Annotated in this window: 20 protein-coding genes and 1 pseudogene; 14 read left to right on the forward strand and 7 right to left on the reverse strand. The window is 74.2% G+C overall.

The genetic code is table 11. The annotated features are described in order from the left end of the window. Positions 1-95: 95 nt before the first annotated feature. Positions 96-1,307 (reverse strand): pyridoxal phosphate-dependent aminotransferase, encoded by a 1,212-nt coding sequence (locus ACLJWH_RS39655; RefSeq protein WP_411146679.1) that lies wholly within the window; start codon positions 1,305-1,307, stop codon positions 96-98. 144 nt (positions 1,308-1,451) lie between these two features. On the opposite strand from ACLJWH_RS39655, the gene ACLJWH_RS39660 reads away from it, so the two are divergent. Further along, positions 1,452-2,114: a winged helix-turn-helix transcriptional regulator gene (locus ACLJWH_RS39660; protein ID WP_411146680.1), complete on the forward strand. Its 663-nt coding sequence runs from the start codon at positions 1,452-1,454 to the stop codon at positions 2,112-2,114. Between the two features lie 175 nt (positions 2,115-2,289). Beyond that, positions 2,290-3,405 (forward strand): glycosyl hydrolase family 18 protein, encoded by a 1,116-nt coding sequence (locus ACLJWH_RS39665; RefSeq protein ID WP_411146681.1) that lies wholly within the window; start codon positions 2,290-2,292, stop codon positions 3,403-3,405. Here the strand turns inward: ACLJWH_RS39665 and ACLJWH_RS39670 are convergent. Beyond that, a complete protein-coding gene (locus ACLJWH_RS39670; protein WP_411146682.1) occupies positions 3,349-4,245 on the reverse strand; it encodes a helix-turn-helix transcriptional regulator in 897 nt (298 codons plus the stop codon). The genes ACLJWH_RS39665 and ACLJWH_RS39670 overlap by 57 nt on opposite strands. Before the next feature lie 171 nt (positions 4,246-4,416). Here ACLJWH_RS39670 and ACLJWH_RS39675 point away from each other — a divergent pair, with 171 nt between their 5' ends. From ACLJWH_RS39675 to ACLJWH_RS39685, 3 genes are read left to right on the forward strand one after another with little or no spacing between them, the layout of a single operon-like run. Then, positions 4,417-5,448 (forward strand): NADPH:quinone oxidoreductase family protein, encoded by a 1,032-nt coding sequence (locus ACLJWH_RS39675; protein WP_411146683.1) that lies wholly within the window; start codon positions 4,417-4,419, stop codon positions 5,446-5,448. Continuing rightward, positions 5,445-6,626 carry an acyl-CoA dehydrogenase family protein gene (locus ACLJWH_RS39680; protein WP_411146684.1) on the forward strand — a complete coding sequence of 394 codons (1,182 nt, stop codon included), beginning with the start codon at positions 5,445-5,447 and terminating at the stop codon, positions 6,624-6,626. The genes ACLJWH_RS39675 and ACLJWH_RS39680 overlap by 4 nt, the downstream gene beginning before the upstream one ends. Further along, complete coding sequence (locus ACLJWH_RS39685) at positions 6,623-7,774, forward strand: acyl-CoA dehydrogenase family protein (protein ID WP_411146685.1); 1,152 nt, start codon at positions 6,623-6,625, stop codon at positions 7,772-7,774. Before ACLJWH_RS39680 ends, ACLJWH_RS39685 begins: the two co-directional genes overlap by 4 nt. Before the next feature lie 90 nt (positions 7,775-7,864). Here ACLJWH_RS39685 and ACLJWH_RS39690 read toward each other — a convergent pair whose 3' ends face one another. Beyond that, the gene (locus ACLJWH_RS39690; RefSeq protein WP_411146686.1) at positions 7,865-8,443 is read right to left on the reverse strand and encodes a hypothetical protein; all 579 of its coding nucleotides are present in this window, start codon (positions 8,441-8,443) and stop codon (positions 7,865-7,867) included. Between the two features lie 211 nt (positions 8,444-8,654). On the opposite strand from ACLJWH_RS39690, the gene ACLJWH_RS39695 reads away from it, so the two are divergent. The 9 genes from ACLJWH_RS39695 to ACLJWH_RS39735 all read left to right on the forward strand — a co-directional run bounded on the left by ACLJWH_RS39695 (position 8,655) and on the right by ACLJWH_RS39735 (position 19,748). After that, the gene (locus ACLJWH_RS39695) at positions 8,655-10,019 is read left to right on the forward strand and encodes a hypothetical protein (RefSeq protein WP_411146687.1); all 1,365 of its coding nucleotides are present in this window, start codon (positions 8,655-8,657) and stop codon (positions 10,017-10,019) included. Between the two features lie 534 nt (positions 10,020-10,553). Then, a complete protein-coding gene (locus tag ACLJWH_RS39700) occupies positions 10,554-11,780 on the forward strand; it encodes a S1 family peptidase (RefSeq protein WP_411146688.1) in 1,227 nt (408 codons plus the stop codon). 212 nt (positions 11,781-11,992) lie between these two features. Beyond that, complete coding sequence (locus tag ACLJWH_RS39705) at positions 11,993-13,594, forward strand: ABC transporter substrate-binding protein (RefSeq protein ID WP_411146689.1); 1,602 nt, start codon at positions 11,993-11,995, stop codon at positions 13,592-13,594. Positions 13,595-13,623: 29 nt separating this feature from the next. Then, positions 13,624-14,589 (forward strand): ABC transporter permease, encoded by a 966-nt coding sequence (locus ACLJWH_RS39710; protein WP_411146698.1) that lies wholly within the window; start codon positions 13,624-13,626, stop codon positions 14,587-14,589. Then, positions 14,582-15,493: an ABC transporter permease gene (locus ACLJWH_RS39715; protein WP_411146690.1), complete on the forward strand. Its 912-nt coding sequence runs from the start codon at positions 14,582-14,584 to the stop codon at positions 15,491-15,493. The genes ACLJWH_RS39710 and ACLJWH_RS39715 overlap by 8 nt, the downstream gene beginning before the upstream one ends. Then, positions 15,490-16,638 carry an ABC transporter ATP-binding protein gene (locus ACLJWH_RS39720; protein WP_411146691.1) on the forward strand — a complete coding sequence of 383 codons (1,149 nt, stop codon included), beginning with the start codon at positions 15,490-15,492 and terminating at the stop codon, positions 16,636-16,638. Before ACLJWH_RS39715 ends, ACLJWH_RS39720 begins: the two co-directional genes overlap by 4 nt. Beyond that, positions 16,622-17,314, forward strand: coding sequence for an ABC transporter ATP-binding protein (locus ACLJWH_RS39725; RefSeq protein ID WP_411146692.1), 693 nt, complete (start codon positions 16,622-16,624; stop codon positions 17,312-17,314). Before ACLJWH_RS39720 ends, ACLJWH_RS39725 begins: the two co-directional genes overlap by 17 nt. Positions 17,315-17,454: 140 nt before the next feature. Further along, on the forward strand, positions 17,455-17,895 hold the full coding sequence (locus tag ACLJWH_RS39730; RefSeq protein ID WP_411146699.1) for an acyl-CoA thioesterase: 441 nt from the start codon (positions 17,455-17,457) through the stop codon (positions 17,893-17,895). Positions 17,896-18,236: 341 nt separating this feature from the next. Beyond that, on the forward strand, positions 18,237-19,748 hold the full coding sequence (locus ACLJWH_RS39735) for an FGGY-family carbohydrate kinase (protein WP_411146693.1): 1,512 nt from the start codon (positions 18,237-18,239) through the stop codon (positions 19,746-19,748). A 117-nt stretch (positions 19,749-19,865) separates the two neighbouring features. Here the strand turns inward: ACLJWH_RS39735 and lysX are convergent, their stop codons facing one another. The 4 genes and pseudogenes from lysX to ACLJWH_RS39755 form a co-directional block, all read right to left on the reverse strand. Beyond that, positions 19,866-23,180 carry a bifunctional lysylphosphatidylglycerol synthetase/lysine--tRNA ligase LysX gene (lysX, locus tag ACLJWH_RS39740; RefSeq protein WP_411146694.1) on the reverse strand — a complete coding sequence of 1,105 codons (3,315 nt, stop codon included), beginning with the start codon at positions 23,178-23,180 and terminating at the stop codon, positions 19,866-19,868. Positions 23,181-23,206: 26 nt separating this feature from the next. Then, complete coding sequence (locus tag ACLJWH_RS39745; RefSeq protein WP_411146695.1) at positions 23,207-24,352, reverse strand: Ig-like domain-containing protein; 1,146 nt, start codon at positions 24,350-24,352, stop codon at positions 23,207-23,209. 198 nt (positions 24,353-24,550) lie between these two features. After that, positions 24,551-25,309 (reverse strand): YwiC-like family protein, encoded by a 759-nt coding sequence (locus ACLJWH_RS39750; protein WP_411146696.1) that lies wholly within the window; start codon positions 25,307-25,309, stop codon positions 24,551-24,553. 68 nt (positions 25,310-25,377) lie between these two features. Next, positions 25,378-25,494 (reverse strand): annotated as a pseudogene (locus tag ACLJWH_RS39755) (IS5/IS1182 family transposase); the annotation flags it as partial.

Below are 25,494 nucleotides of genomic sequence, written 5' to 3' on the forward strand. Positions count from 1 at the left end.
CCGCCGGACCCCGCGGACGGGCCGCGGGTCAACGGGACGGCACCGGGCGCGGCCTGCGCCCGTTCGGGTGGTGCGCCGCCGCGGCGGCCGTCACCTCATTGGCGGTAGCCCGCGAGGAAGCGGCCGATCCGGCTGATCGCGGCGTCCAGGTCGTCGGCGTGCGGGAGGGTGAGGATGCGGAAGTGGTCCGGGCGCGGCCAGTTGAAGCCGGTGCCCTGGACGACCTGGATCTTCTCCCGCAACAGCAGGTCCAGGACGAACTTCTCGTCGTCGTGGATCCGGTGCACGGCGGGGTCCAGCCGGGGGAACGCGTAGAGCGCGCCCTTCGGTTTGACGCAGGAGACGCCCGGGATCTCGTTGAGCCGGGCCCAGGCCCGGTCGCGCTGTTCGCGCAGCCGCCCGCCCGGCAGGACGAGGTCCTTGATGCTCTGCCGGCCGCCGAGCGCCGCCTGGATGGCGTACTGCGCGGGCGCGTTCGGGCACAGCCGCATGGAGGCCAGGGTGCCCAGGCCCTCCAGATAGTCGGCCGCGTGCTGCTTGGGGCCGGAGACGACCAGCCAGCCGGAGCGGAATCCGGCGACCCGGTAGGACTTGGACAGGCCGCTGAAGGTCAGGCAGACCAGGTCCGGGGCGAGCACCGCGGCGTGGTGGTGGACCTCGTCGTCGTACAGGATCCGGTCGTAGATCTCGTCGGCGAAGACCATCAGCTGGTGGCGGCGGGCGAGATCGAGCATGCCCTCCAGGAGTTCCCGCGGATAGACGGCGCCCGTGGGGTTGTTGGGGTTGATGATGACCATCGCCCGGGTCCGGTCGGTGATCTTCGAGGCGAGGTCGTCGAGATCCGGCAGCCAGTCCGCGGACTCGTCGCACAGATAGTGCACGGCCTTGCCACCGGCGAGCGCGGTGACCGCGGTCCACAGCGGGAAGTCGGGGGCCGGGATGAGGACTTCGTCGCCGTCGTCGAGGAGTGCCTGGACCGCCATCGAGATGAGCTCGGAGACGCCGTTGCCCAGGTAGACGTCATCGACGCCGACATCCGGCAGCCCGCTGTGCTGGTAGTGCTGCACCACCGCGCGGCGGGCGGACAGGATGCCGCGGGAATCCGTGTAGCCGTGGGCCCGGGACAGATTGCGGATCACGTCCTGGAGGATCTCCTCGGGCGCCTCGAAGCCGAACAGCGCCGGATTCCCGGTGTTCAGCCGCAGCACGCTGTGGCCCGCCTCCTCCAGCGCGTCCGCGTGCTGGATCACCGGCCCCCGGATCTCGTAGCAGACGTCGGCCATCTTGTTCGACTGCTTGAACTGCATGCGGCGGCCTCCCGGTCCTCGCCCACCGCGTGGCGCGGCGGCTTCCGTGTTCCCTGGTTCTTCCGTGTTCGCTGATTCGCTCACCGTACTTGGTTTTACCAAGTATCGACTTGGAAAATCCAACCACATGTCTATGCTGGTGTCATGCCGCGCCGAAGCTATGACCAGTACTGCGCCGTCGCCCGAGCCCTGGACGCCGTCGGCGACCGCTGGACGCTCCTCATCGTCCGGGAGCTGCTGGGCGGGTTCCGGCGCTACACCGACCTGCACGCCGATCTCCCCGGCGTCAGTACCGACATGCTCGCCTCCCGCCTCAAGGACATGGAACGGGACGGCCTCGTCACCCGCCGCCGCCTCGCCCCGCCCGGCGCCGCCACCGTCTACGAACTGACCTCCCGCGGCCGCGCGCTGCGGCCCGCGCTCACCGCCCTCGCCGACTGGGGCGCCCCCGCCCTCGGCGAGCCACGCCCCACCGACGCGGTGCGGGCCCACTGGTTCGCCGTCCCGCTGATGGCCCGGCTCGCCCGGCACTTCACCGACGGCACCGCGGTGGTCGGCATCGCCCTGGACGAGGGGGAGTTCCACGTCCTCCTCGGGCCGGACGCCACCGGCACCGCGGACGGCCCCGCCGGGGCCGCCACCCCCCGGTACGCGGACGGCCCGGCCGAGCGCCCGGACCTCCTCCTGCGGATGGACACCGCGACCTGCGCCGCCGTCGCGGCCGACCGCCTCCCGCTCGCCCAGGCCATCGCCGCCGGCCGGATCACGGTCACCCGGCCCGCCGCGCCGGGCGCCGGCCCGGCCTGACGCCGCGCCACCACCCCACCGCGGGCGGCCCGTCGGCCACCGCACACCCCGTCAGGCGGTGCCCCGGCACGGCAACCCCCGTGCGGCGGAGCACGGCACACCGGGGCGGCGCGGCGGCCGTCCGTTCGGGGGTACCCGCGGGGCGCCGGCGCCGACAGCGGGCGAAGCTCGGGCAATGGACCTGTCATCAGCACCCCGGGCACGCACCGGACTCGCGCTCCTGCTCGCCGCGGTGACGCTCGCCGGCCCCCTGGCCCCGGCGGCCGCGGCCGCACCGGGCGCCGGCGGGGGGCACCGGGCCGCGGGCACCGCCGCCCCGGCCGGGACCGCCTCCGCCGCGCGGCGCACCGGCTCGGCCTGGCTGCCCTACTGGGGCGACACCGACGCCGCCTACCGCGACGCGGTGCGCCACGCCGGTCAGCTGCACACCGTCAGCCCCTTCTGGTACGAGGCGTCGGCCACCGAGATCAAGAGCCAGGAGGGCGCCGGGCGGCGCGACATCATCGACGGGCTGCACCGGGCCGGCCTCGCGGTCGTGCCCACCGTCACCGAGACCCTCGACGCCACCGGGATGGCCGAGCTGACCCACGACCCGCGCCGCCGCGCCGCGCACCTCGACGCACTGCTGGCGACGGTACGCAGCCGCCCGTACGACGGTATCGACCTGGACTACGAGACGATGGCCGCCACCGCCGACGAGGCGACCCGCGAACGCGTCCGGACCGGCTACGACATGCTCACCACGGAGCTCTGCGCCCGTCTGCACGCCGACGGCAGGCGGTGCGTGGTCACCGTGCCGCCCCGGGCCCGCGGCACGGCCGCCGCGTTCGACTACCCGCACCTCGGCAAGGTCGCCGACACGGTGCGCATCATGGGCTACGACCTGCACTGGTCGGGCGGCCCGCCGGGCCCGCTGTCCGCCACCGGCTGGTACGAGGAGTTCCTGCGCTACGCCACCGCGACCGTCCCGAGGGAGAAGATCGAGGTGGCGTTCCCCGGCTACGGCTGGGACTGGGTCGAGGGATCCACGGCCAGGGCGACCCACCTGACGTGGTGGGAGGCGGAGGCGCTGCGCGAGCGCGAGGGCGCCGACCGCCTCTTCGACACCGCGTCCGGCACCCCGCACTTCAGTTACCGGCGGGACGGCGCGGACCACGAGGTCTGGTACCAGAACGCGCGCGGCGTCGCCGCCCATCTGCCGCTGCTGAGGAAGTACGGGGTGCGGGGCACCGGCCTATGGGCGCTCGGGTTCGAGGACCCGGACATGTGGGCCGTGCTCCGTGGCGAGTAGCCGCAGCGCCGCCTCGGACGGCGAACCGTCCGCCGCCGTGTACATCAGCACGCCCTGCCCGGAACCGTCCGGCGTCTGCATCATCTCGAAGTCCAGCTCCAGGTCTCCCACCAGCGGATGGTGGAAGTGCTTGGTGCCGTAGGTGCAGTTGCCGACGGCGTGCCGCGACCACAGGCCGCCGAATTCGGGACTCTTCATCGACAACTCACCGATCAGCTCGGCGAGTTGCTGGTCGTCGGGGTGCTGCCCGGCGGCCACCCGCAGCGCCGAGACGGCCCGGCGCAGCTCCGCGTCGCGGTCCGGGTACAGCTCGCGGGTGTGCGGGTCGAGGAAGAGCAGCCGCTGGGTGTTGGGGCGGTCCAGCGGCCGGCCGGGGCTGTCGAAGTCCAGGTGCCCGGCGGTCAGGGCGTGCCCGAGACGGTTCCAGGCGAGCACCTCGAAGCGCGGGCCGAGCGCGAGCGCCGGCACCCCGTCGAGGGCGGCCAGCAGCCGCCGCACACCGGGACGGGCCTTGTCGGGGCGGACCGCGGGGCGCCGGCGGGTGCGCGCCGGGCGGGCCAGCTCACGCAGATGCGCCCGCTCGTCGGCGGACAGCCGCAGCGCGCGGGCCAGCGCGTCCAGCACACCCTCGGAGGCGTTGTGGCTCTGCCCCTGTTCGAGGCGGGTGTAGTACGCGACGCTGACGCCGGCCAGCTGGGCGAGCTCCTCGCGGCGCAGCCCCGGCACGCGGCGGCGCGCCCCGTAGGAGACCAGTCCGACGTCCGCCGGCTGCAACCGGGCGCGGCGGGTGCGGAGAAAGTTCCCCAGCTCGGCGGGTGTGTCGATGGCGGGTGAGTCCATGCCGGCCAGTCTCGTCCATCGGGCGGCCGACCGCCTGACCCTGTCGGTAGCAGGGTCGCGGCGGCGTACCGGAGAGTGTTCCCTCAGCCATACCGACCGCTTAGTATGCCGGTGGCGAGGGGCCTCCGGGCCCCGCGCCGCCCGCGTATCCGAGGTCTGGGGAGGCACCAGGTGAAGGCATGGCGCGTACACGCGAACGGCGAACCGCGGGCGGTGATGCGGCTGGACGACGTGCCGGATCCCCAGGCGGGCCCCGGCCAACTGCTGCTCCGGGTACGGGCCGCCGGTGTCAACTTCCCGGACGCGCTGCTCTGCCGCGGCCAGTACCAGGTGCGGCCGCCGCTGCCGTTCACCCCGGGCGTGGAGATCTGCGGCGAGGTGCTGGCCGTGGGCGCGGGCGCGACCGGTGCGGCCGGGCAGCGCGTACTGGCCCAGCCGGCGCTGCCACAGGGCGGATTCGCCGAACTCGCCGCCGTCGACGCGGCGACCGTACGCCCGGCCCCCGAGGCCCTGGACGACGCCGAGGCCGCGGCGCTGCACATCGGCTACCAGACGGGCTGGTTCGGACTGCACCGCAGGGCCCGGCTCCAGCCGGGGGAGACGCTGCTGGTGCACGCCGCGGCGGGCGGTGTCGGCAGCGCCGCCGTCCAGCTCGGCAAGGCGGCCGGCGCCCACGTCATCGGCGTGGTCGGCGGCGCGGACAAGGCCCGTACCGCCCGGGAACTGGGCTGCGATGTCGTCCTCGACCGGCGCACCGACGACATCGTCGCCCGGGTGAAGGACGCCACCGGCGGGCGCGGGGCGGACGTCGTCTACGACCCGGTCGGCGGCGACGCCTACGCCCGGTCCGTCAAATGCGTCGCCTTCGAGGGCCGCATCGTCGTCGTCGGCTTCGCCGGCGGCACCATTCCCACCCCCGCCCTCAACCACGCGCTGGTGAAGAACTACTCGATCCTGGGCCTGCACTGGGGCCTCTACCTCACCAAGGACCCGGCCGCGATCGACGCCTGCCACGCGGAGCTGACCGAGCTGGCCGCGCAGGGCGCCGTCACACCGCTCATCGGCGGCCGGGTCCCGCTGGCCGGCGCCGCCGAGGCCGTACAGCGCGTCGCCGACGGCAGGTCCACCGGCCGGCTCGTCGTCCTGCCGGGCGCCGCCCCCGGCACCCTGCCCGCCCTGCCCGATACGGAGGACGCGCGATGACCGACGCCGAGGACCTGCGCCGGCGCACCGCGGAACTGCTCGCCGCGCACCCGCCCGCCACCACCGCACCGCTGGACTTCCTGCGCGCCCGCTTCGACGCGGGGCTCGCCTGGATCCACTTCCCCGAGGGGCTCGGCGGGCTGGACGCGCCGCGCGCCCTGCAACCGGTCGTGGACGCCCTCCTGGCGGACGCCGGCGCCCCCGGCAACGACCCGGGCCGCAACGGCATCGGCCTCGGCATGGCCGCGCCCACCATCCTGCGCTACGGCACCGACGAGCAGAAGCGGCGCTTCCTGCGCCCCCTGTGGACCGGCGAGGAGGTGTGGTGCCAGCTCTTCAGCGAACCCGGCGCCGGCTCCGACCTCGCGGCCCTCGCCACCCGCGCGCGGCCCGTGGACGACGGCTGGGTGGTCGACGGCCAGAAGGTCTGGACGTCCGGCGCCCACCAGGCCCGGTGGGCGATCCTGCTCGCCCGCACCGACCCCGGCCTGCCCAAACACCGCGGCATCAGCTACTTCGTCTGCGATATGACCGACCCCGGGGTGGACGTCCGGCCGCTGCGCCAGATCACCGGCGAGGCCGAGTTCAACGAGGTCTTCCTGACCGGCGTCGCGATCCCCGACACACACCGCCTCGGCGAGATCGGCGAGGGCTGGCAGGTCGCGCGGACCACGCTGATGAACGAGCGGGTCGCCATCGGCGGCGCCCGCATCCCCCGCGAGGGCGGCATGATCGGCCTCGCCGCCGCCGACTGGCGCGCCCGCCCCGCACTGCGCACCCACGACCTGCACCAACGGCTGCTGAAACTGTGGGTGGACGCCGAGGTGGCCCGGCTGACCGGCGAGCGGCTGCGCCAGCAACTGGCCAAGGGACAGCCGGGACCCGAGGGTTCGGGCATGAAGCTGGCCTTCGCCCGGCTCGCCCAGGAGATCAGCGGCTGGTCGGTGGAGTTCCTCGCCGAGGACGGGCTGGCCTACGACGACTGGACGCTGCGCCGCCCCGAGAGCGTCGACTTCACCGGACGGCAGGCCGGCTACCGCTATCTGCGCGCCAAGGGGAACTCCATCGAGGGAGGCACCTCCGAAGTGCTGCTCAACATCGTCGCCGAACGCGTCCTGGGGCTGCCGCCCGAGCCGCGCACCGACAAGGACGTCGCGTGGAAGGACCTCCCCCGATGACCACCGCCCCGACCGCCCCTGGGTCCGCCCCCGACCTCCTCTACTCCGAGGAGGAGGACGCGCTGCGCGCCGCCGTACGCGCCCTGCTCGCCGACCGCGCCGATCCGGCCACCGTACTGGCCGGCCTGGAGTCGGCGGCCCCGTACGACGCCGGACTGTGGCGCGCGCTCGCCACCGACATCGGCGCCGCCGGCCTGCTGGTCCCCGAAGCGCTCGGCGGCCAGGGCGCGAGCGCCCGCGAAGCCGCCGTCGTCCTGGAGGAACTGGGCCGTTCCGTCACCCCCGTGCCCTATCTGACCAGCGCGGTCCTGGCGGTGACCGCCCTGCTGGGCTGCGACCCGGCCGCTGCGGAGCACTCCGGGCTGCTCGCCGCGCTCGCCGCGGGCCGGACCGTCGGCGTCCTCGCCGTACCGCTGCCCACCGCGCCGGACGGCGCCGCCTTCGCGAGCGTGCGCGCCGCAGCGGACGGTGCGCTGACCGGCCGGGTCACCTCGGTCGCGGACGCCGCGGCCGCCGGGCTGCTGCTCGTCCCGGCCCAGGGACCCGACGGACCCGCCCTCTACGCGGTCGAGGCCGCCTCGGACGGCGTGCGCACCGACACCGTCACCCCCCTCGACCTCACCCGCCCGCCGGCCGATATCACCTTCGACGGCGCCCCCGGCCGCCTCCTGGCCGGCGGGGACCGGGCCCGTACCGCCGTCGGGCACGCCCTGCTCACCGGCGCCGGGCTGCTCGCCTCGGAGCAGCTCGGGGTCGCCGAATGGTGCCTGGCCGAGACCGTCCGGCACACCGCGCAGCGCACCCAGTTCGGCCGCCCCGTCGGCTCCTTCCAGGCGCTCAAGCACCGGATGGCCGCCCTCTGGCTGGAGGTCGCCTCGGCCCGCGCCGCCGCCCGCGGCGCCGCGGACGCGCTGGCCACCGGCAGTCCGGACGCCCCGGTGGCGGTGGCCGTGGCCCAGGCGTACTGCGCGCCGGTGGCGGTGCACGCCGCCGAGGAGTGCGTCCAACTGCACGGCGGCATCGGCATGACCTGGGAACACCCGGCGCACCTCTTCCTCAAGCGGGCCAAGACCGACGAGATCGCCCTCGGCACACCGGGGCGGCACCGGGAGGCGCTGGCCGGGCTCGTCGATCTGGCCGCGCCGTAGCGAAGGCGACGGTGTCGTAGCGAAGGCGACCGCGTCGTACGGACAACGGGGGAGCGGGGGCACCGGTTCCCGGGCGCCCCCGCCGCCCGCTCAGCGGGTGAGGGCGAACACCGGGCTGAAGTCGCGCACCATGCCGTCGTCCGTGGCCACCTCCAGCGAGTACGCGGCGCCCGGTGAGACGCGGGGCAGGGTCACGAGCAGCTCACCGGCCGGACCCGAACCCGCCCGGGGCGCGACCTTCGCCAGCCGCTCCGGCTCCGCGCCACCGGTGTCCGTGTCCAGCCAGACGTCCACGCTCCGGCCGGTGCCGTTGCGCCAGGCCACGGTGATGCTGCCGGTCATCCGGAAACCGGCCGCGGCGTCCGCGGGCAGCGGGGCCGTCACCTCGATCCACCACATCGGCGCGGCGTCCTCGGCACGGAAGGAACCCTGGGCGCGCGGTGCGGGGGCGGCCCGGTAGTCGGCGGGGGACCGGCCCCCGGCGGCGGGCACGGTGCCCGCCGTCCGGACTCCGGGGCCGGCGTGGCCGGTGCGCGCGCCGACGGCGGTGACGCCCGTACCGCCCGGCGCGGAGCCGGGGCGGGACGGCACCAGCGCGAATATCAGCAGCGCGGCGCTGGCGGCGGTGGCGACGGTGGCGGCGACGGCTATGGGGGTGGCCCTGCGCATGGTGGCCTCGTTTCCTCGGTAAGGAGGGACGAGCCGGAACATCCCCGGTGACCTTGATCATCAAAAACGGCGCGCGGCGTGATCACTCGCATGGTCACCTCCTGCCCGGCGGCCCCCGGGCGCCGCCGAAGACCCCCGCGAAAGTGCCGGGTGGAGCCCCGCGGCGAAAGTCGTTCCGTGCCGAAAGTGCGGTTCGGGTAGCGTCTCACCCATGAAGACCGCAACTCGTCGTGCGCTGACCGGACCGGTCCTGCTACTGGTCGCCGCCCTCCTGGCGATGGTCACCGCGCTGGCCCCCCAAGCCCATGCCGCCGGCGGACTCGACGAAGCCGCGGCCGCCCTCAAGAAGAGCCCGGTCTATGTCGACCCACGGGCCGCCGGCACGTTCTCCGCCGCGGACGCGGACGCGCTGGCCAAGAAGATCAAGGACTCCGGCAAGCCGGTCTTCGTCGCCGTGCTGCCGCAGGCCGCCGAGTACCCGCCCGCGTCACTGCTGGCCAACCTGCGCGCCAAGGTCGGCATCAGCGGCGTCTACGCCGTCGAGCTGGGTGACGGCTTCAACGCCGGTGCCGACCCCCGGGTGATGTCGGGCAACTCGGTCGGGAACCTCGTCAGCGCCGTCAAGGGCTCCCAGTACAAGACCGTCGGCGAACGCCTGAACAGCTTTGTCGACACGGCCCGCACGCAGGCGTCCGGCCACGCCCCCGCCGGCTGGGACGGCGGCGGCAGCGGCGGCGGCACCGGCGCGGCCATCGGTATCGGCGCGCTGGTCGTCGTCGGTGGCGGCGGCGCGTACGCCCTCGCCCGCCGCAACCGCAAGAAGCGGGAGGAGCAGGAGCGCGCCGCGCTGGAAGACCTGCGGGTCGTCGTGGACGAGGACATCACCGCCTTCGGCGAGGAGCTGGACCGGCTCGACTTCAATCCCGGTGAGCGCGGCGCCGACGACGCGATGCGCGCGGACTACAGCCACGCGCTGGACGCGTACGAGAGCGCCAAGTCGGCGATGACGGCGGCCCGGCGCCCCGACGACGTCCAGGCCGTGACCAAGGCGCTGGAGGACGGCCGGTTCTCGCTCGCCACGCTCGCCGCGCGACGCGAGGGCAAGCCGCTGCCCGAGCGCCGGATGCCCTGCTTCTTCGACCCCCGGCACGGCCCGTCGATCGTGGACGTCCAGTGGGCGCCCGACGGCGGCGCGGCGCGCACCGTACCGGTCTGCGCGGCGGACAAGACCCGGCTGGACGAGGGCCTGGAGCCGATGACCCGTACGGTCAGGACCGAGCACGGTGACCGCCCCTACTGGGACGCGGGCCCGTCCTACGGCCCCTGGGCCGGCGGCTACTTCGGCGGCGGCATGCTGCCCGGCCTCCTGATGGGCACCATGCTCGGCAGCATGATGATGTCGTCCCCCGCCCACGCCGCCGGCTTCGGCGGCCCCGGCGGCGTCGAGGGCGGCGAGTTCTCCGGCTCCGACTTCAACCCCGGCGACTTCTCCGGCGGCTTCGGCGGCGGCGGTTTCGGGGGTGACGGCGGCGGCTTCGGCGGCGGCGACGGGGGGTTCGGCGGCGGCGACTTCTGACCGGACCGGTCAGCAGCGCCACCCGGCGGGGGAGGCCCGGCGCATCCGGCGAGTGCCACACGGCGGCGCCGGACCCGGACCCCCGCCCCTCTGTCCCCTCGGCCCGGCCCGCATCGCGGTGCCGGGCCGACGCATGTGCCACGGCGGGGGCCGGACCCGCCGGAGCCCCCGCGGACTCCCGCGTTCCGCCGCGCTCTCCCGGGCCCGCCGCGATCCGCCGCCTTCCGGGCACGGCGCGCCGTCCCTGCCGTCCGTCCGTATCGCCCCGTCGTCCGCATCGCCCGTCCGCGCCCGGCTGACGGGCATTCAGGTGCCGCGTGCCCGGATGGCGGCGCCCGAGCAGGGGACGTCGCCGGGCGCCCTGGGGCGGCGGTGGTACGCGTACGGGCCGTGCGGGCCGGGGGCGGGGCGGCCACCGCCGGACGGCGGCGGCCCGGGAGACGCGAGGGCGCGCTCCTGCCGTCCGCCGCGCGGTCGAGGAGGCTCAGCACGTCGGACCCGACGTGCACTCGACACCGCGAGGAGACTCCCCCGATGCAACGCCGCTTTCGCAAGGCCGCTCTCCGGGGCGTGAGCATGGCCGCCGTCCTGGCGGCCATCGGTCCGTTCGGCCCGGCGCAGGCCGCGCCGGGGCCCGGTCCGGCGTCCCGGTCCGCGCCGCGCGGCATGCTCGCCGCGCTCCACCGGGACCTGGGGCTGACCCCGGACCGGGCCCGCGCCCGGCTCGCGCAGGAGGCCGCGGCGCAGCGTGCCGCCGGTACGCTGCGCCGGGTGCTCGGCGCGCCGCCCGCCGGGATGTGGTTCGACAAGACGGCCGGCAAGCTCGTCGTCGCGGTCACCGGCGCCCGCGACGCGCGGCGCGTACGGGCCGCGGGGGCGGTGGCCAGGACGGTCCCGCACAGCCGCGCCGAACTCACCGGGCTGGCGCGGCGGATCGGGAGCCGGGCCGGCGACGGCGTACCGGGCGTCACCGGCTGGGGCGTGGACGAGCGGGCCAACGGCGTCGTCGTCCGGACCACCCGCACCGGCCGCTCCGCCGGGACCGACGCCTTCGAACGGGCCGCGCGCGGTCTCGGCGCGCGCTCGCACATCCCCGTACGGGTCGAGCGCGGCGACCAGTCACCGCGCCAGGAGGGCGGGAAGGTCGTCGGCGGCGAGCGGTGGCAGCTCGGCGAGGACGGCAGCTGCTCCATCGGCTTCGCGGTGACCGGCGCGGCCGGATTCCGGGGCTTTCTGACCGCGGGCCACTGCACCCAGCAGCCCGATCAGCCCGCGTACGGCAGGGACGGCAGCCGCCTGGGCACCTCCAACGAGGGCGGACGGCACAGCGTCAACGGACGCGACGGCGACTTCGGGCTGGTCACCGTGGACCGGGCGGAGTGGAGCCTGACCCCGGACGTGGCGGGCCAGGACGGGGCGCCGGTCGCCGTCACCGGTGTGCAGGAGGGCGTCGCGGGCACCTCCGTCTGCCACTCCGGGGACACCAGCGGCTGGCACTGCGGCGAGATCACCCTGACCGACCAGACCGTGGACTACGGCAATGTCGTCATCGACGGGCTGTCGTACACCAACGCCTGCTCGGCGCCCGGGGATTCGGGCGGCTCGTACGTGTCCCAGTCCGGCGCGCCGAAGGCGGTCGGGCTGCACTCCGGCGGCGGCCTCGCCACCTGCGCCGACGGCGGCGACACCATCACCGTCTTCCAGCCGGTCGCGAGGGCGCTGGACCGATGGCGGCTGCGGCTGAAGACGGGCGGCTCCTGACCGGGATCCGGGGAGACCGGAGAGACCGGAGAGGCCGGGACAACCTGCCGCGCTGTGCCGTGCCATGCCGCGCTGTGCCATGCCGCGCCCCGGCCGGGCCCCGGGCCGGTCGCTGACCTGGGCGATATGCCCCCGAACCATGGCCACTCCTTTACGTGCTGTTTAATTGCGAGGTATTCGCAATAACAGTCGATCTTCATCAGAGGTGTGGGATGACAGCCCGGTCCGTACGGGGAGTGGCGGCCGCCACGATGGCAGGCGCCCTGGCGCTCGCGCTGGCGGCCTGTTCGACGCCGGACGGCGGCCGCGGTGGTGGCGCCGCGGGGAGCAAGGACTCCGCCGTGGTCGGTATCGCCTACGAACCGGAGACGCTCAGCCCGCTGCTCGGCTACGGCAAGGACGGCAACTCCAAGATCTTCGACGGGCTGCTCACCCACGACGCCGCGATGAAGCTCAAGCCGGCCCTGGCCGCCGCGCTGCCCACGGTCTCCGAGGACGGCAAGACCTACACCTTCCCGCTGCGCAAGGGCGTGAAGTTCAGCGACGGCAAGCCCTTCACCGCCGATGACGTCGTCTTCACCTACGAAACGATCCTCGACGAGAAGACCAACAACGCCTCCAAGGCCGAGCTGGACGCCGTCGAGAAGGTGGAGAAGAAGGACGACCACACCGTCGTCTTCCGGCTGAAGTACCCCTACGCGCCGTTCGCCGAGCGCACCGTGCTGCCCATCGCCCCGCGGCACATCGCGGGCGGACAGGACGTCAACAACGGCTCCTTCACGACCAAGCCGGTCGGCACCGGGCCGTACGTCCTCACCAGCTGGTCCAAGGGCGAGAAGCTCACCTTCAAGGCCAACCCCGGCTACTGGGGCGGCGCGCCGAAGGTCAAGAACTTCACCATGGCGATCATCAAGGACGATGACATCCGGGCCACCCGCCTGCGCTCCGGCGACCTCGACGGCGCCATCCTGCCGCCCAACCTGGCCGCCACCTTCAAGTCCGGCCAGGGCAAGCAGACGCTGACCGCCAAGACCTTCGACTACCGCAACGTCACCCTGCCCAGCGCCAACCCGGTCACCGGCGACAAGGCCGTCCGGCAGGCGCTGGACGTCGCCGTGGACCGCGAGGCCATGGTGAAGGGCATCCTCAACGGCGCGGGCAAGCCCGCCTACGGCCCGGTGCCCACCGACAGCCCGTGGTTCGCCAAGGGCACCGAGCGTCCGCACGACCTGAAGAAGGCGGAGCAGATCCTCGACGGCGCCGGCTGGCGGAAGGGCGCCGACGGCATCCGGGTCAAGGACGGGCAGCGCGCCTCCTTCACCCTCTGGTACCTCTCGGGTGACAAGCTGCGCCAGGAGCACGCGCTCGCCTTCGCCTCCGACGTCAAGAAGGCCGGCATCGAGGCCAAGGTCGAGTCCGGCACCTGGGAGGCCATCGAGCCGAACATGAAGAAGGACGCGGTGCTGGCCGGCGGCGGCAGCCCGGCCGACCCCGACTTCGACCAGTACCTGCTGCTGCACTCCTCGCTGGCCGGCGACGGCTTCAACAACATGTCGCGCTACGCCAACAAGACCGTCGACGAGCAGCTCGTCGAGGCCCGCCGCACGGACAACACCGCCGACCGCAAGGCCGCCTACGACACGGTCCAGAAGCAGCTCGTCGACGACCCCGCCTACACCTTCCTCACCCACATCGACCACCTCTATGTGATCGGTGACCGGTGGAAGAACCTCACCACCCAGGTCGAGCCGCACGACCACGGTCTGGCCTCCGGCCCCTGGTGGAACGTAGAGGACTGGCAGCCGGCCACGTGAGCGCGCTGACCTCGCTGCCCTGGGGTCCGATGGCGCGCATGACGGGACGGCGGGTGCTGCTCGCCGTCCCGGTCCTGCTCGCCGTCACGCTCGGGGTGTTCGCCATCGCCGCCGCCTCGCCCTTCGACCCGGTCCGGGCGTACGCGGGCACCGCCGGGCTCACCGCCTCGCAGGAGAACCTCGACCAGCTCCGGCACAACCTCGGCGTCGACCAGCCGCTGCTCGCCCGCTGGTGGCACTGGCTGACCGGCGCGCTCACCGGCGACCTCGGCGACTCCGCGACACTGCGCGCACCGGTCTCGCAGGTGATCGGCGAACGCATCGGCTGGTCCGTGCTGCTGTGCGCCCTCGCCTTCGTCATCGCCGTCGCCGTCGGCACACTGCTCGGTGTGCTGGCCGCCCGGCGGCGCGGCGGTCTGCTGGACCGCGCCGTCACCTCCGTGGCCTACGCGCTGGAGGCCGCCCCGCCGTTCTGGCTCGGCCTGCTCGCCGTCTGGCTGTTCGCGCTCGAACTCGGGGTGCTGCCGGCCGGCGGTCTCACCGACACCGGCAGCGAGGTCGCCACGGCGGGGCAGATCGCGCGCCATGTCGTGCTGCCCGCCCTGGTGCTCGCCGTCTCCCAGCTCCCGTGGTTCGTGCTGTACGTCCGCCAGGGCGTCGGCGACGCCCTGGCGGAGGACCCTGTGCGCGGCGCCCGCGCGCGCGGGCTGCGCGAGCGGACCGTACTGCTCCAGCACGCGCTGCGCTCCGGTCTGCTGCCGGTGCTGACCCTGATCGGCTCGCGGGTGCCGGAGCTGATCACCGGCGCGCTGCTGGTGGAGACCGTCTTCAGCTGGCCGGGTATCGCCGCCGCCACGGTCGAGGCGGCGACCGGCGTGGACTTCCCGCTGCTGGCCGCGCTGACGGTGCTCGCCACCGCCGCGGTCCTCGCCGGGAACCTGCTCTCCGATCTGCTGTACGGACTCGCCGACCCGAGGGTGGCCTTCGATGGCTGACACCGACACCACCACATCCGGCGCCGGCACTGCCATGTCCGGCGCCGCCACGTCCGGCGGGCGGGCCGCGGACGGCCGCGGCAGACGCGCCGTACGGGTGGGGGTCTCGGCCGTCCTGATGGCCGTCGTCGTCCTCGCCGTCCTGGTCGTCCCGCTGCTGGTCCCGCTGGACCGGCAGGCCGTGGACCTGGCCGCCAAGCTTCAGCCGCCGTCCCTCACCCACCCCTTCGGCACCGACGAGGTCGGCCGCGATCTGCTGCTGCGCTGCGTCTACGGTCTGCGCGTCTCGCTGCTGGTCGGTGTCGTCGCGGCGCTGGCCGCCACCGTCATCGGCACCGCGGTCGGCGCGCTGGCCGGCGCGCTCGGCGGCTGGGCCGACCGCGCGGTGATGCGGGTGGTGGACCTCTTCTCGTCCGTGCCGCATCTGCTGCTCGGCATCTTCATCGTGGCGATGTTCCGGCCCGGCGTCTGGCCGGTGATCATCTCGGTGGGGCTGACGCACTGGCTGTCGACTGCGCGGATCGTACGGGCCGAGGTGCTCTCGCTGCGCTCGCGCCCGTACATCGACGCCGCGGTCTCCGGCGGCGCCTCGCGGTGGCGGGTGACGGTCCGCCATCTGCTGCCCGGTGTGCTGCCGCAGGCCGGGCTCGCCGCGGTGCTGATGGTGCCGCACGCCATCTGGCACGAGTCCGCGCTGTCCTTCCTGGGCCTGGGGCTGCCCGCGCACGAGGCGAGCCTGGGCATCATGGTCAACGCCGCGCGCGGCTCGCTGCTGGCCGGCGACTGGTGGCCGACGCTCTTCCCCGGCGTGTTCATCATCGTCCCCACCCTCGCCATCGCGGGCCTGGCCGGCGCCTGGCGCGAGCGGATCAACCCACGCCGCCGATCGGAGCTGATGCTGTGAACGCGCCCGCAGACCCCGGGAGCTCGGCCGGTACCGCGCCGTCGTCCGGCTCCCCGGCCCCCGTGCTGTCCGTCCGCGGGCTGTCGGTCCGCTTCGTGATGCGCGGCGGCCGGCAGATCGCCGCCGTCAGCGACGCGGCCTTCGACCTCGCGCCCGGCGAATGCCTGGCCCTGGTCGGCGAGAGCGGCTGCGGCAAATCCGTGCTCGCCGCCGCGCTGCTCGGGCTGCTGCCGGGCAACGCCCGGACGGCGGGCTCGGCCCGGCTGCGCGCTGCCGGCGGTGCGACGGAGCCGGGAAAGCCGGGGCAGGCTTCCGTGGGGGACGGGGGCGTGGTGGAGCTGCTCACCGCCTCCGAGCAGGAGCTCGCCCGCACCGTCCGCGGCCGCCGGATCGGGCTCGTACCGCAGAGCCCCGCCGCGCATCTGACCCCGGTGCGCACGGTGCGGGCCCAACTGGAGGAGACCGTACGGGAGCTGACGGGGGTCCGGCGGTCCGGGGCGCGTGCGGACGCGGAGCGGGCGGCCGACCGGGCGGCCTTCCCGCTCGATCACCTCGACCGCTATCCGCACCAGCTCTCCGGCGGCCTCGCGCAGCGCGCCGCCACCGCGCTCGCGCTCGTCGGGGACGCCCCGCTGCTGCTCGCCGACGAGCCCACCACCGGACTGGACCGTGATCTGGTGGAGCGCACCGTCGACGAACTGCGCCGGCACGCCGACGACGGCCGCGCGCTGCTGATGATCACCCACGATCTGGCGGCGGCCGAGCGGATCGCCGACCGGGTCGCCGTCATGTACGCGGGCCGGATCGTCGAACTGGCCGACGCCGCCGCCTTCTTCGGCACCCCGGGCCCCCGCCACCCCTACGCCCGCGGTCTGCTCGACGCCCTCCCGGAGCGGGCCTTCCGGCCCATCCCCGGTATGCCGCCGGAGCTGGGCGCCCTCCCGGACGGCTGCGCCTTCGCCGCCCGCTGCGACCGCGCCACCGCCGCCTGCGAGGTGCTGCCCGTACCGGCCGACGGCGTCGCCTGCCACCACCCGGTGGGGGCACCGCCCGCGGCACCCGGCGGACCCGCCCCCGCCGAAGCCACCGAGCCCACCGGGGCCCAGCGGTCCGAGGAGGACGGCCGTCGTGCTCGAACTGCGTGACATCACCGCCGGCTACGAGCCGCGGACCCCCGTCGTCCGCGGCGTCTCGCTGACCGTCGCCGCCGGGGAGGCGGTCGGTCTGCTGGGGCCCAGCGGCTGCGGCAAGTCGACACTGGCGCGGGTCGCCGCGCTGCTGCACCGGCCGGACGCCGGGACGGTGACGCTGGACGGCGAGACCGTGACCGGCTGGCGGCACCGGGCACCGCGCCGGCAGCGCACCGCCTACGGCGTGCTCTTCCAGCAGCCCCGGCTCTCCGCCGACCCGCGGCTGCGGCTCGGCGAGCTGATCGCCGAGCCGCTGCGCGCGGGCGGCCGGCGCACCGAAATACCGGACAGGGTGGCGGAGTTGGCGCCGGTCGTCGGGCTCACCGACGAGCTGCTGCGGCGCCGCCCGCACGAGGTGAGCGACGGCCAGTTGCAGCGCGCCTGCCTGGCCCGCGCACTGGTGCTGCGGCCGCGCTGGCTGATCTGTGACGAGATGACCGCGATGCTCGACGCGTCCACCACCGCCGCGCTGGTGGCGGTCGTGGAGTCCTACCGCCGCGAGAGCGGCGCCGGTCTGCTCGCGGTGGGCCACGACCGTACGCTGCTGGCCCGCTGGTGCGACCGCACGGTGCGCTGGGCGGACCTCACCGGGGCACCCGCCGAACGCGCGGAGGCACCCGCGGACCGCTGATCGCCCGCGCCTACGATGTGAGGCCAGTGGCCAGGGAGGTCCGGTCCGCCGGGCGGGCCGGTGCCTCGGGAGAGCGGGGAGTGGGCGTGACGGACGTGGCACGGACGGCAGGCGCGGCAGCGGGGACGGACGGGGTACGCGTGGCGGACGGGGCGGCGCCGTTCGCCCTGGGGGTCACCGTCCGCGGCTACGAGACGGACAGCCAGGGCCATCTCAACCAGAGCGTGTACCTCCAGTACGCCGAGCACGCGCGCTGGTCGCTGCTCCAGGCGAGCGGTATCAGCCAGCGCACCATGGTGGACCGGCGGGTCGGCCCGGTGACGGTCGAGACGACCATCCGCTACCGGCGGGAGCTGCGGGCCGGTGACGAGACCGAGGTGAGCTGCGCCTTCGTCTGGGGTGCGGGCAGGACCTTCCGGATCGAGCAGACGGTCCGCACGGCGGACGGCACGGTGGCCGCCGAAGTGAGCGCCGTCTGCGGGCTGCTGGACCTCGACACGCGCAAACTGCTCACCGATCCGCGGGCGTGCCTGCGCGCGCTGGCGACCCGGCCCGGACTGCTGGGCATCGACCCCGGCTGACGCCCCGGGCCCGCCCCGGCGGCGGTCGGCACCGTCCGCACCCCGGCACCGTCCGTGCGCGGCGCCCGCACCCGTCCTGGGCGAGGCGCGGGACGGCAGCGTCCGCCGGTGACGGCCGGGCGGACGGGACCGGCGTCCGCCCGCCCGGCGCATTCCGCCGTGCGGGGCCGTGACGCAACCCGGCGGGCCGGTGACCGGGTGCGAAGATTCCGGCGGGCGGCAGGCGGGCGGCCGGCGGCGGGGCCGTGCGCCCGATGCGGCCGTCCGCACCGGTCCGCTCCGGCGGCGCGGCCCGCGCCGCCGCCCCGCACCGACCCACCGCACCCCCGACGGAGGCACCCGTGTCCGACCCCCGCGTCCCCGACCCCGACGGCGTCTGGCTCGGCCTCGACCTCGGCGCCGGGCACGCCCGCTGCGCCGCCGTCGACGGCACCGGCCGGCTCCTCGCCACCGCCGTCCGGCCGCTGACCGGCCGCCGCACGGGCAAGCGCCATGAACAGGACCCCGAACAGTGGTGGACCGCGCTCTCCGCCGCCTGCCGGGAGGCCCTGGACGGGCTCGACCCGCGGCGCATCCGCGGCCTCGCCGTCGCCGCCACCTCCGGGACGATCCTCCTCGCCGACGCCGACGGCACCCCGCTCACCCCGGGCCTGATGTACGACGACGGGCGCGCCGCCGAGCAGGCCGCGGCCGTCGACGAAGCCGGGGGAGCGGTCTGGCGGCAGCTGGGCTACGGCACCATGCCGGCCACCTGGGCGCTGCCCCGGCTCCGCTGGCTCCTCGACCGGACCCCCGGCCGGGAGGCGGTGGCCGGCAAGGGGGTCCGGCTGCTGCACCAGGCCGACCTGATCACCTGGCGGCTGGCCGGACACCAGGTCGCGAGCGACTCCAGCCATGCGCTCAAGACCGGCTACCACCTGATCGAGGAGCGCTGGCCGGACGAGGTGCTGGACCGGCTCGACGTGCCCGAGGGCCTGCTGCCCGAGGTCGTACGCCCCGGCACCGTGCTCGGCACCGTGTGCGCCGCGGCGGCCGGGGCCACCGGCATCCCCGAGGGCACTGCCGTCGTCGCGGGGATGACCGACGGCTGCGCCGCCCAGATCGGTGCCGGAGCCCTCGCGCCGGGCGCCTGGCACCTCCTCCTCGGCACCACCTTCGCCGTCAAGGGCAGCAGCCCGCACCTCGTCCGCGATCCGGCCGGCGTCGTCCACTGCCACCGGGCACCGGGCGGGAACTGGCTGCCGGGCGGCGCCTCCGGCAGTGGTGCGGGCGTCATCTCCCCGTACTTCCACGGTGCGAACCTCGACGCCCTCACCGAGCGGGCCGCCGCCCTGGACCCGGACGCGATCGTCTACCCGCTGATCTCCACCGACGGCGAGAGCTTCCCGTTCCGCGCCCCCGACGCCGAACCTTTCCTGCTCGGTGAAGTACCGCACCGCGCCGCCGAGTTCCACGCCTATCTGCTCGGCGCCGTCTGCCTCGAACGGCTCTCCTTCGACTACCTCGACCTCCTCGGCGCCCCGGTCGGCGGCCCCCTCATCGCCACCGGCGAGGGCACCCGCAACCCCTACTGGTGCCGGCTGCGCGCCGATGTCCTGGGGCGCCCCGTCCACCTGCCGGAACAGTCCGGGAGCGCTCTCGGTATGGCGGTCCTCGCCGCCGCCACCTCCGCCGGCGCCGGGCTCGACGAGGCGGCCGCCGCCATGGTCCGCACCGGCGAGGAGATCCGGCCGCGGGCGGCCCGCACCGCCCGCTACCTCCCCGCCTACCTCCGCTTCGTCGCGGAACTCACCCGCCGCGGCTGGCTCGCCGAGGCTGTCGCCGACCACGCCCGCGACCGGGCGGGCCGGTGACGGGCGCCGCCCCGTACGCCGTGCCGGGCCCGCGCACCCCGCCGGACCCGGCCCGGAACGCCCGCAGGGCCACCCCGTCCTGAGGTGGCCCTGCGGGAAACGTCCGCCGACGCGCGGTCAGCGGCGCCGTACCAGCGGGAACGGCAGCGTCTCGCGGATCGACAGCCCGGTGAGGAACATGACCAGCCGGTCCACGCCGATCCCCAGACCACCGGTCGGCGGCATCGCGTATTCGAGGGCCTGCAAGAAGTCCTCGTCCAGCTCCATCGCCTCCGGGTCACCGCCGGCTGCCAGCAGCGACTGCGCGGTGAGCCGGCGCCGCTGCTCCACCGGGTCGGTCAGCTCCGAGTAGGCGGTGCCCAGCTCGGTGCCGAACGCCACCAGGTCCCAGCGCTCGGCGAGCCGCGGGTCCACCCGGTGCTGCCGGGTCAGCGGGGAGACATCGGTGGGGAAGTCCTTGTAGAACGTCGGCAGCGTGGTCTTCTCCTCCACCAGCCGCTCGTACATCTCCAGCACGACGTCACCGCGGCCCATCTCCGGCTTCACCGGCACCCCCGAGGCGTGGCACAGCCGGCGCAGCACCGTCGGATCGGTGTCCGCGTCGACCTCCTCGCCGAGCGCCTCGGAGATCGCGCCGTAGACGGTCTTCACCGGCCAGATCCCCGAGATGTCGTGCTCGACCAGCCGCCCGTCGCGGTCCGCCTTGCGGGCGGTGGCGCTGCCGAACGCGGCGACGGCCGCCCCCTGGATCAGCTCCCGGGTCAGGTCCAGCATCACGTCGTAGTCGGCGAACGCCTGGTACGCCTCCAGCATCGTGAACTCGGGGTTGTGCTTGTAGGAGATGCCCTCGTTGCGGAACGTCCGTCCCATTTCGAAGACCTTCTCCATACCGCCCACGCAGAGCCGCTTGAGATACAGCTCCGGTGCGATGCGCAGATACAGATCGAGGTCGTAGGCGTTGATATGGGTCTGGAACGGGCGGGCGTTGGCGCCGCCGTGGATCTGCTGGAGCATCGGCGTCTCGACCTCCAGATAGCCACGGTCGATCAGCCCCTGGCGCAGCGCCTGCACGGCAGTGCTGCGGGCCCGCAGGGTGTCCCGGGCGTCCGGCGAGACGACCAGGTCCACATAGCGCTGACGGACCTTGGCCTCCGGGTCGGACAACCCGCGCCGCTTGTCCGGCAGCGGGCGCAGGCACTTGGCCGTCAGCCGCCACCGGGAGACGAACACCGTCAGTTCACCGCGCTCGCTGGTGCCGACCTCGCCCTCGGCCTCGACATGGTCACCGAGGTCCACATCGGCGCCGAAGCGGTCCAGCGCCTCGTCGCCGCTGCCGTCCCGGGTCAGCGCGATCTGGAGATCGCCCGACCAGTCCCGCAGCACCGCGAAGAGCACACCGCCGTGGTCACGGGTGAGCAGCACCCGCCCGGCGACGGTGACGATCTTGCCGGTACGGACCCCGCTCGCCGGCCCCGGGTACTCGTCGCGGACCTCGCCGAGGGTGTGCGTCCGCTGCACGCCCACCGGATACGGGTCGGTGCCGGCCTCCCGCAGCCGCTCCAGCTTGCGGTGGCGCACCCGCACCTGCTCGGGCAGCGCGGCCAGCTCCAGGTCCCGCTGCTCCGCCGCGGTGGCCGGCGCGTGGACCAGGCCCAGTTCGTGCAGGGACGGCAGACCCACGGTGCTGGCCGGGGCCAGCATCCGCTTCTTGTGGCCCTTGCCCCACAGCTTGCCCAGGCTCGGTACGGCCACGAAGCCCTCGGCGATCCCGGAGGCCAGACCGATCCGGGCCAGCGCACCGCCGTCCGCGTAGCACAGGAAGCGCGGGTACCACTCGGGGTTGTACTTCGCGTTCGAGCGGTAGAGGGCTTCCAGCTGCCACCACTTGGAGAAGAACAGCAGCAGCCGGCGCCAGAACTTCAGGACCGGACCGGCGCCGATCCGGGCGCCCTCCTCGAAGGCGGACCGGAAGACGGCGAAGTTCAGCGAGATCCGGCGCACCCCGAGCTGCCCGGCCTGGCCGCACAGTTCGGCGACCATGAACTCCATGACGCCGTTGGGCGCGGTGCGGTCGCGGCGCATCACGTCCAGCGAGATGCCGTCCTTGCCCCACGGCACGAAGGACAGCAGGGCGATCATCTTGCCGTCGCCGTCGAACGCCTCGGCCAGCAGGCAGTCGCCGTCCGCCGGGTCGCCCAGCCGGTCCAGCGCCATCGAGAAGCCGCGCTCGGTCTCGGTGTCCCGCCAGGCGTCCGCCCGGTGGATGACCTCCTGCATCTCCGTGTCGGAGAGCGCGGAGTGCCGGCGGACCCGGAACGTGGCACCGGTGCGCTGCACGCGGTTGACGGCCTGCCGGGTCACCCGCATCTCGCGGCCGTCCAGGTCGAAGTCGCCGACGTGCAGGATCGCCTCGTCGCCGAGTTGCAGCGCGCCGAGGCCGCAGCGGGCGAACGCCTTGGCGCCGTCCTCGCTCGCGCCCATCACGGCGGGCTGCCAGCCGTAGCGTCCGGCGACCTCCAGCCAGGCTTCGATGGCCGGCGTCCACGCCTCCCGGTCGCCGACCGGGTCACCGCTGGCCAGACAGACACCGGCCTCGACGCGGTAGGTGACGGCGGCCTTGCCGCTGGGGGAGAAGACCACGGCCTTGTCCCGGCGGGTGGCGAAGTAGCCCAGCGAGTCCTGGCTGCCGTAGCGGGCGAGCAGCGCCCGGATCCGGGCCTCCTCGTCGCCGTGCAGCGCGGCCTCCATGCGCTGCGAGCGGAACAGCGTGGCCGCGGCGTTCAGCAGCGCCAGCGCACCGAACAGCCCGAGCACGGTCATGATCCAGTGCGGCGGATGTCCCTCGACGAAGCGGCCGCCGACCAGCCCGCCGCAGACGCGGTTGGCCGCCCACAGCAGGCGGTTGCCGCCGCCGCGCTCCAGCGAGCCGGGGAAGAGCGACACCAGCCCCCAGCCGATCAGCACCGCGGCCGCCAGCCCGGCGGCCAGCACCAGCGTGGCCCGCAGGAACGCGCCGCGCCGGGTGATCGCGTAGAACTCACGGTGCGAGACGAGCAGCAGGATCAGCGCCCCGCCGCACAGCACCACGGAGAACGCGAACTCCCAGTAGCCCGCGGCCAGGAACAGTGCGTCCGCGAGGACGACCAGCGCCATGTAGGCCACGACGAACCACAGGGCGACCCGTTTGCGCGCGGTCATCGCCGCGGCCAACAGGAAGAGGAACGCCGCGTACGCGAAGTTCGGCGCCACCGGGATGGTGAGGGTGTCCAGCCAGTAGATCACCGGTTGGAGCCCGCGCCGCAGCGGTCCGATCAGTGCTGTCAGGGCACAGAAAAGCCCCAGCACGCTGAAGATGATGGCGAAGCCATTGGGGACACGGCGCCGGAAGCGCCGCCACCCCGTGAGTTGATCCTGGTCCTGCACGGTGCTCATTCCGTCACATTAGGCTCTGAAGGGGGTCAGCTGTTTGACGAGAGGGCGCTGTATTTCTGCCACCGGGACCAGTCGACCGCCCAGTCGCCGATCCCGTTGTTCCGGTCGGCCCTGCCGCGCACGGAGGAGCCGGTGACCTCGAAGGGGTCACCGACCTGGGCCTTGCCGTACAGCCAGTCCGCGTCCGCATCGGTCAGGCCGATGCAGCCGGAGCTGGCGTTGACCCGGCCGACCTTGCCCGCGTTCCAGGGCGCGGCATGCGCGTACGTCCCGGAGTCGGTGAGCTTCATCGCGTCCCGGACCGTCCGGTGGTAACTGTCGCCCAGACCCACGGTCTCGGAGTTCATGTCGATGGTGCCCTCCTTCGCCATCAGCGGGAAGGTGCCCGTCCAGGTGGCATGGTCGCCGTCCGGCCTGCCCGCCGAGACGGGAATCCTTCTGGTCTCCTCGCCGTCCTCGACGAACGACAGGTACCTGCGGTCCAGGTCGACCTTGATCACCTGGCTGCGGCCGATGGTGAAGTGGAGATCGTAGTCCTTGCCGAAGTAGCGGCCGCCGCCGGAGTCCACGCCGTTCAGCTCGGCCCGGAGGCCGACCTGGGTGCCCGGCTTCCAGTACGTCTCGGGCCGCCAGTCGACGCGGTCCTTGCCGGAGTAGTCCTTGACCCAGCCCCACGATCCGGTCGTGCCGTTGTCGGTGGTGACCTTCAGCCGGCGTTCGACCGCGGCCCGGTCGGTCACCGGGAAGTCGAAAGTGATCATGACGGGCTGGGCGATGCCGACCGTGGCGCCCTGCGAGCCGGGGCTCAGCACCAGCTTGTTGAGCAGGTCCGCGGCGGCCGTGGTCAGCGACTCCTTGGCCTCGCCGGTGCCGCCCTGGGCGTTCTTCGTCCGGGCGAGGACGGAGTACTTGGTGTCCGGCGCGGTCTTCGCCCGGGACGTCCAGACGGTGCCGCCGGCCCCGAGGGCGCCGGCCAGCTGCCGGCCCTTGGGGTCGGCCACCGTCACCTCGGTGAGCACCCCGCCGTGCGCCGTGACCTTCAGCCGGTCGCCGGCCTGCACCGTCCGGGTGCCGCTCGCCGCTCCCAGGTCCACCTTCACCGGGGGGCCCTTGGGCGCCGATGCCGCAATCCCGCCGCACGCGGTGAGCGCACCGACACTGACCAACGGCATCAGGGCCAGCGCGACATACCGCGACCGGACACGCCGGAACGGGCGGGCAGAGGGGGGCTGACGCATGGAGGGGGGCTTTCCGTCGGCGACGCGAGAGGCGTGGGGGCGATGTCGGTCGCTAAGACGGTTGATCCCGGACTCTCGTTGCGGGGCATGACGTGATACACGCCACGTTGCGCCGGGAATGCCGGGGCGTCGCTACGGAAGGGCCGCCAGGGAGAGCAGCAGCAGCGCCGAGCAGAGCACTTCGAGCGCGCCGACCACCCCGACGCGCACGCCACGGGCGGGCAGCGTCACGGCCCGTACGAAGAAGAGCGTGAAGACCGGCGCCAGCCAGGGGTTCAGCGTGGTCGCGGCGACGACCGCGACGCCGTGATAGACGGCCGAGGCCACGCGATAGGGCTGGCTCGCGCGCTCCCGGATCATGGTTTTCACATAGAGGACCGTGCCGGTGAAATACAGCAGACAGGCCGCCGCGGCCGACCAGGCCGCGAAATCCAGCACGCCGCTTCCCAGCCGTTCGGAAACGAGCAGCATGCCGCAGGCGGGGATCACCGCGGCAATTCCGTTGAGCAGTGAACGTTCATTGTTGCGGTAGGCGTGGAACATATTGACCGCGAAGAACGGCACCGCGCACAGGGCCGCGGCCAGCAGCCAGGGCCGGCCGGCGGCGAGCGGTGCGCCGAGCGCCGCGCACGCCGCGCCGAAACCGGCCAGCGGCGCGAGATGGCGGCGCGGCGCCCGCGGATTCCGGGACCGCCGGCGCAGCCGGACGTACTGCTGGGCGTGGTGGGCCGTGCCGTACGCGAGCAGCCAGACGGGCAGCAGCAGCGCGTGCCGGGCGGTGAATCCGCCCAGCAGGCCACCCGCCAGGAACGGCACGACGAGCATGGCCCAGGCACCGTGCTGCTGGGGTATCCAGCGGCGGAGGGCGCGCCGCGCCGGCGAGATGGTCATGCCCCCGAATATAGACCGGCCGATAAGAGAAAAAATAAGTCCGAAAGACCCGGACCTAATAGGATGTCTCACGTGGTGAGTTTCGCGAGCTTCTTGTAGCAGGTGAGGGTGGCTGCGAGGCCAAGGAAGGCGAGGAAGTGGGAGCCCTTTCGCTCGTACCGGACGGTGAGCCGGCGGTAGCCGAA

It is taken from the genome of Streptomyces sp. x-80 (genome assembly GCF_046549095.1).
Lineage (GTDB): Bacteria > Actinomycetota > Actinomycetes > Streptomycetales > Streptomycetaceae > Streptomyces > Streptomyces celluloflavus.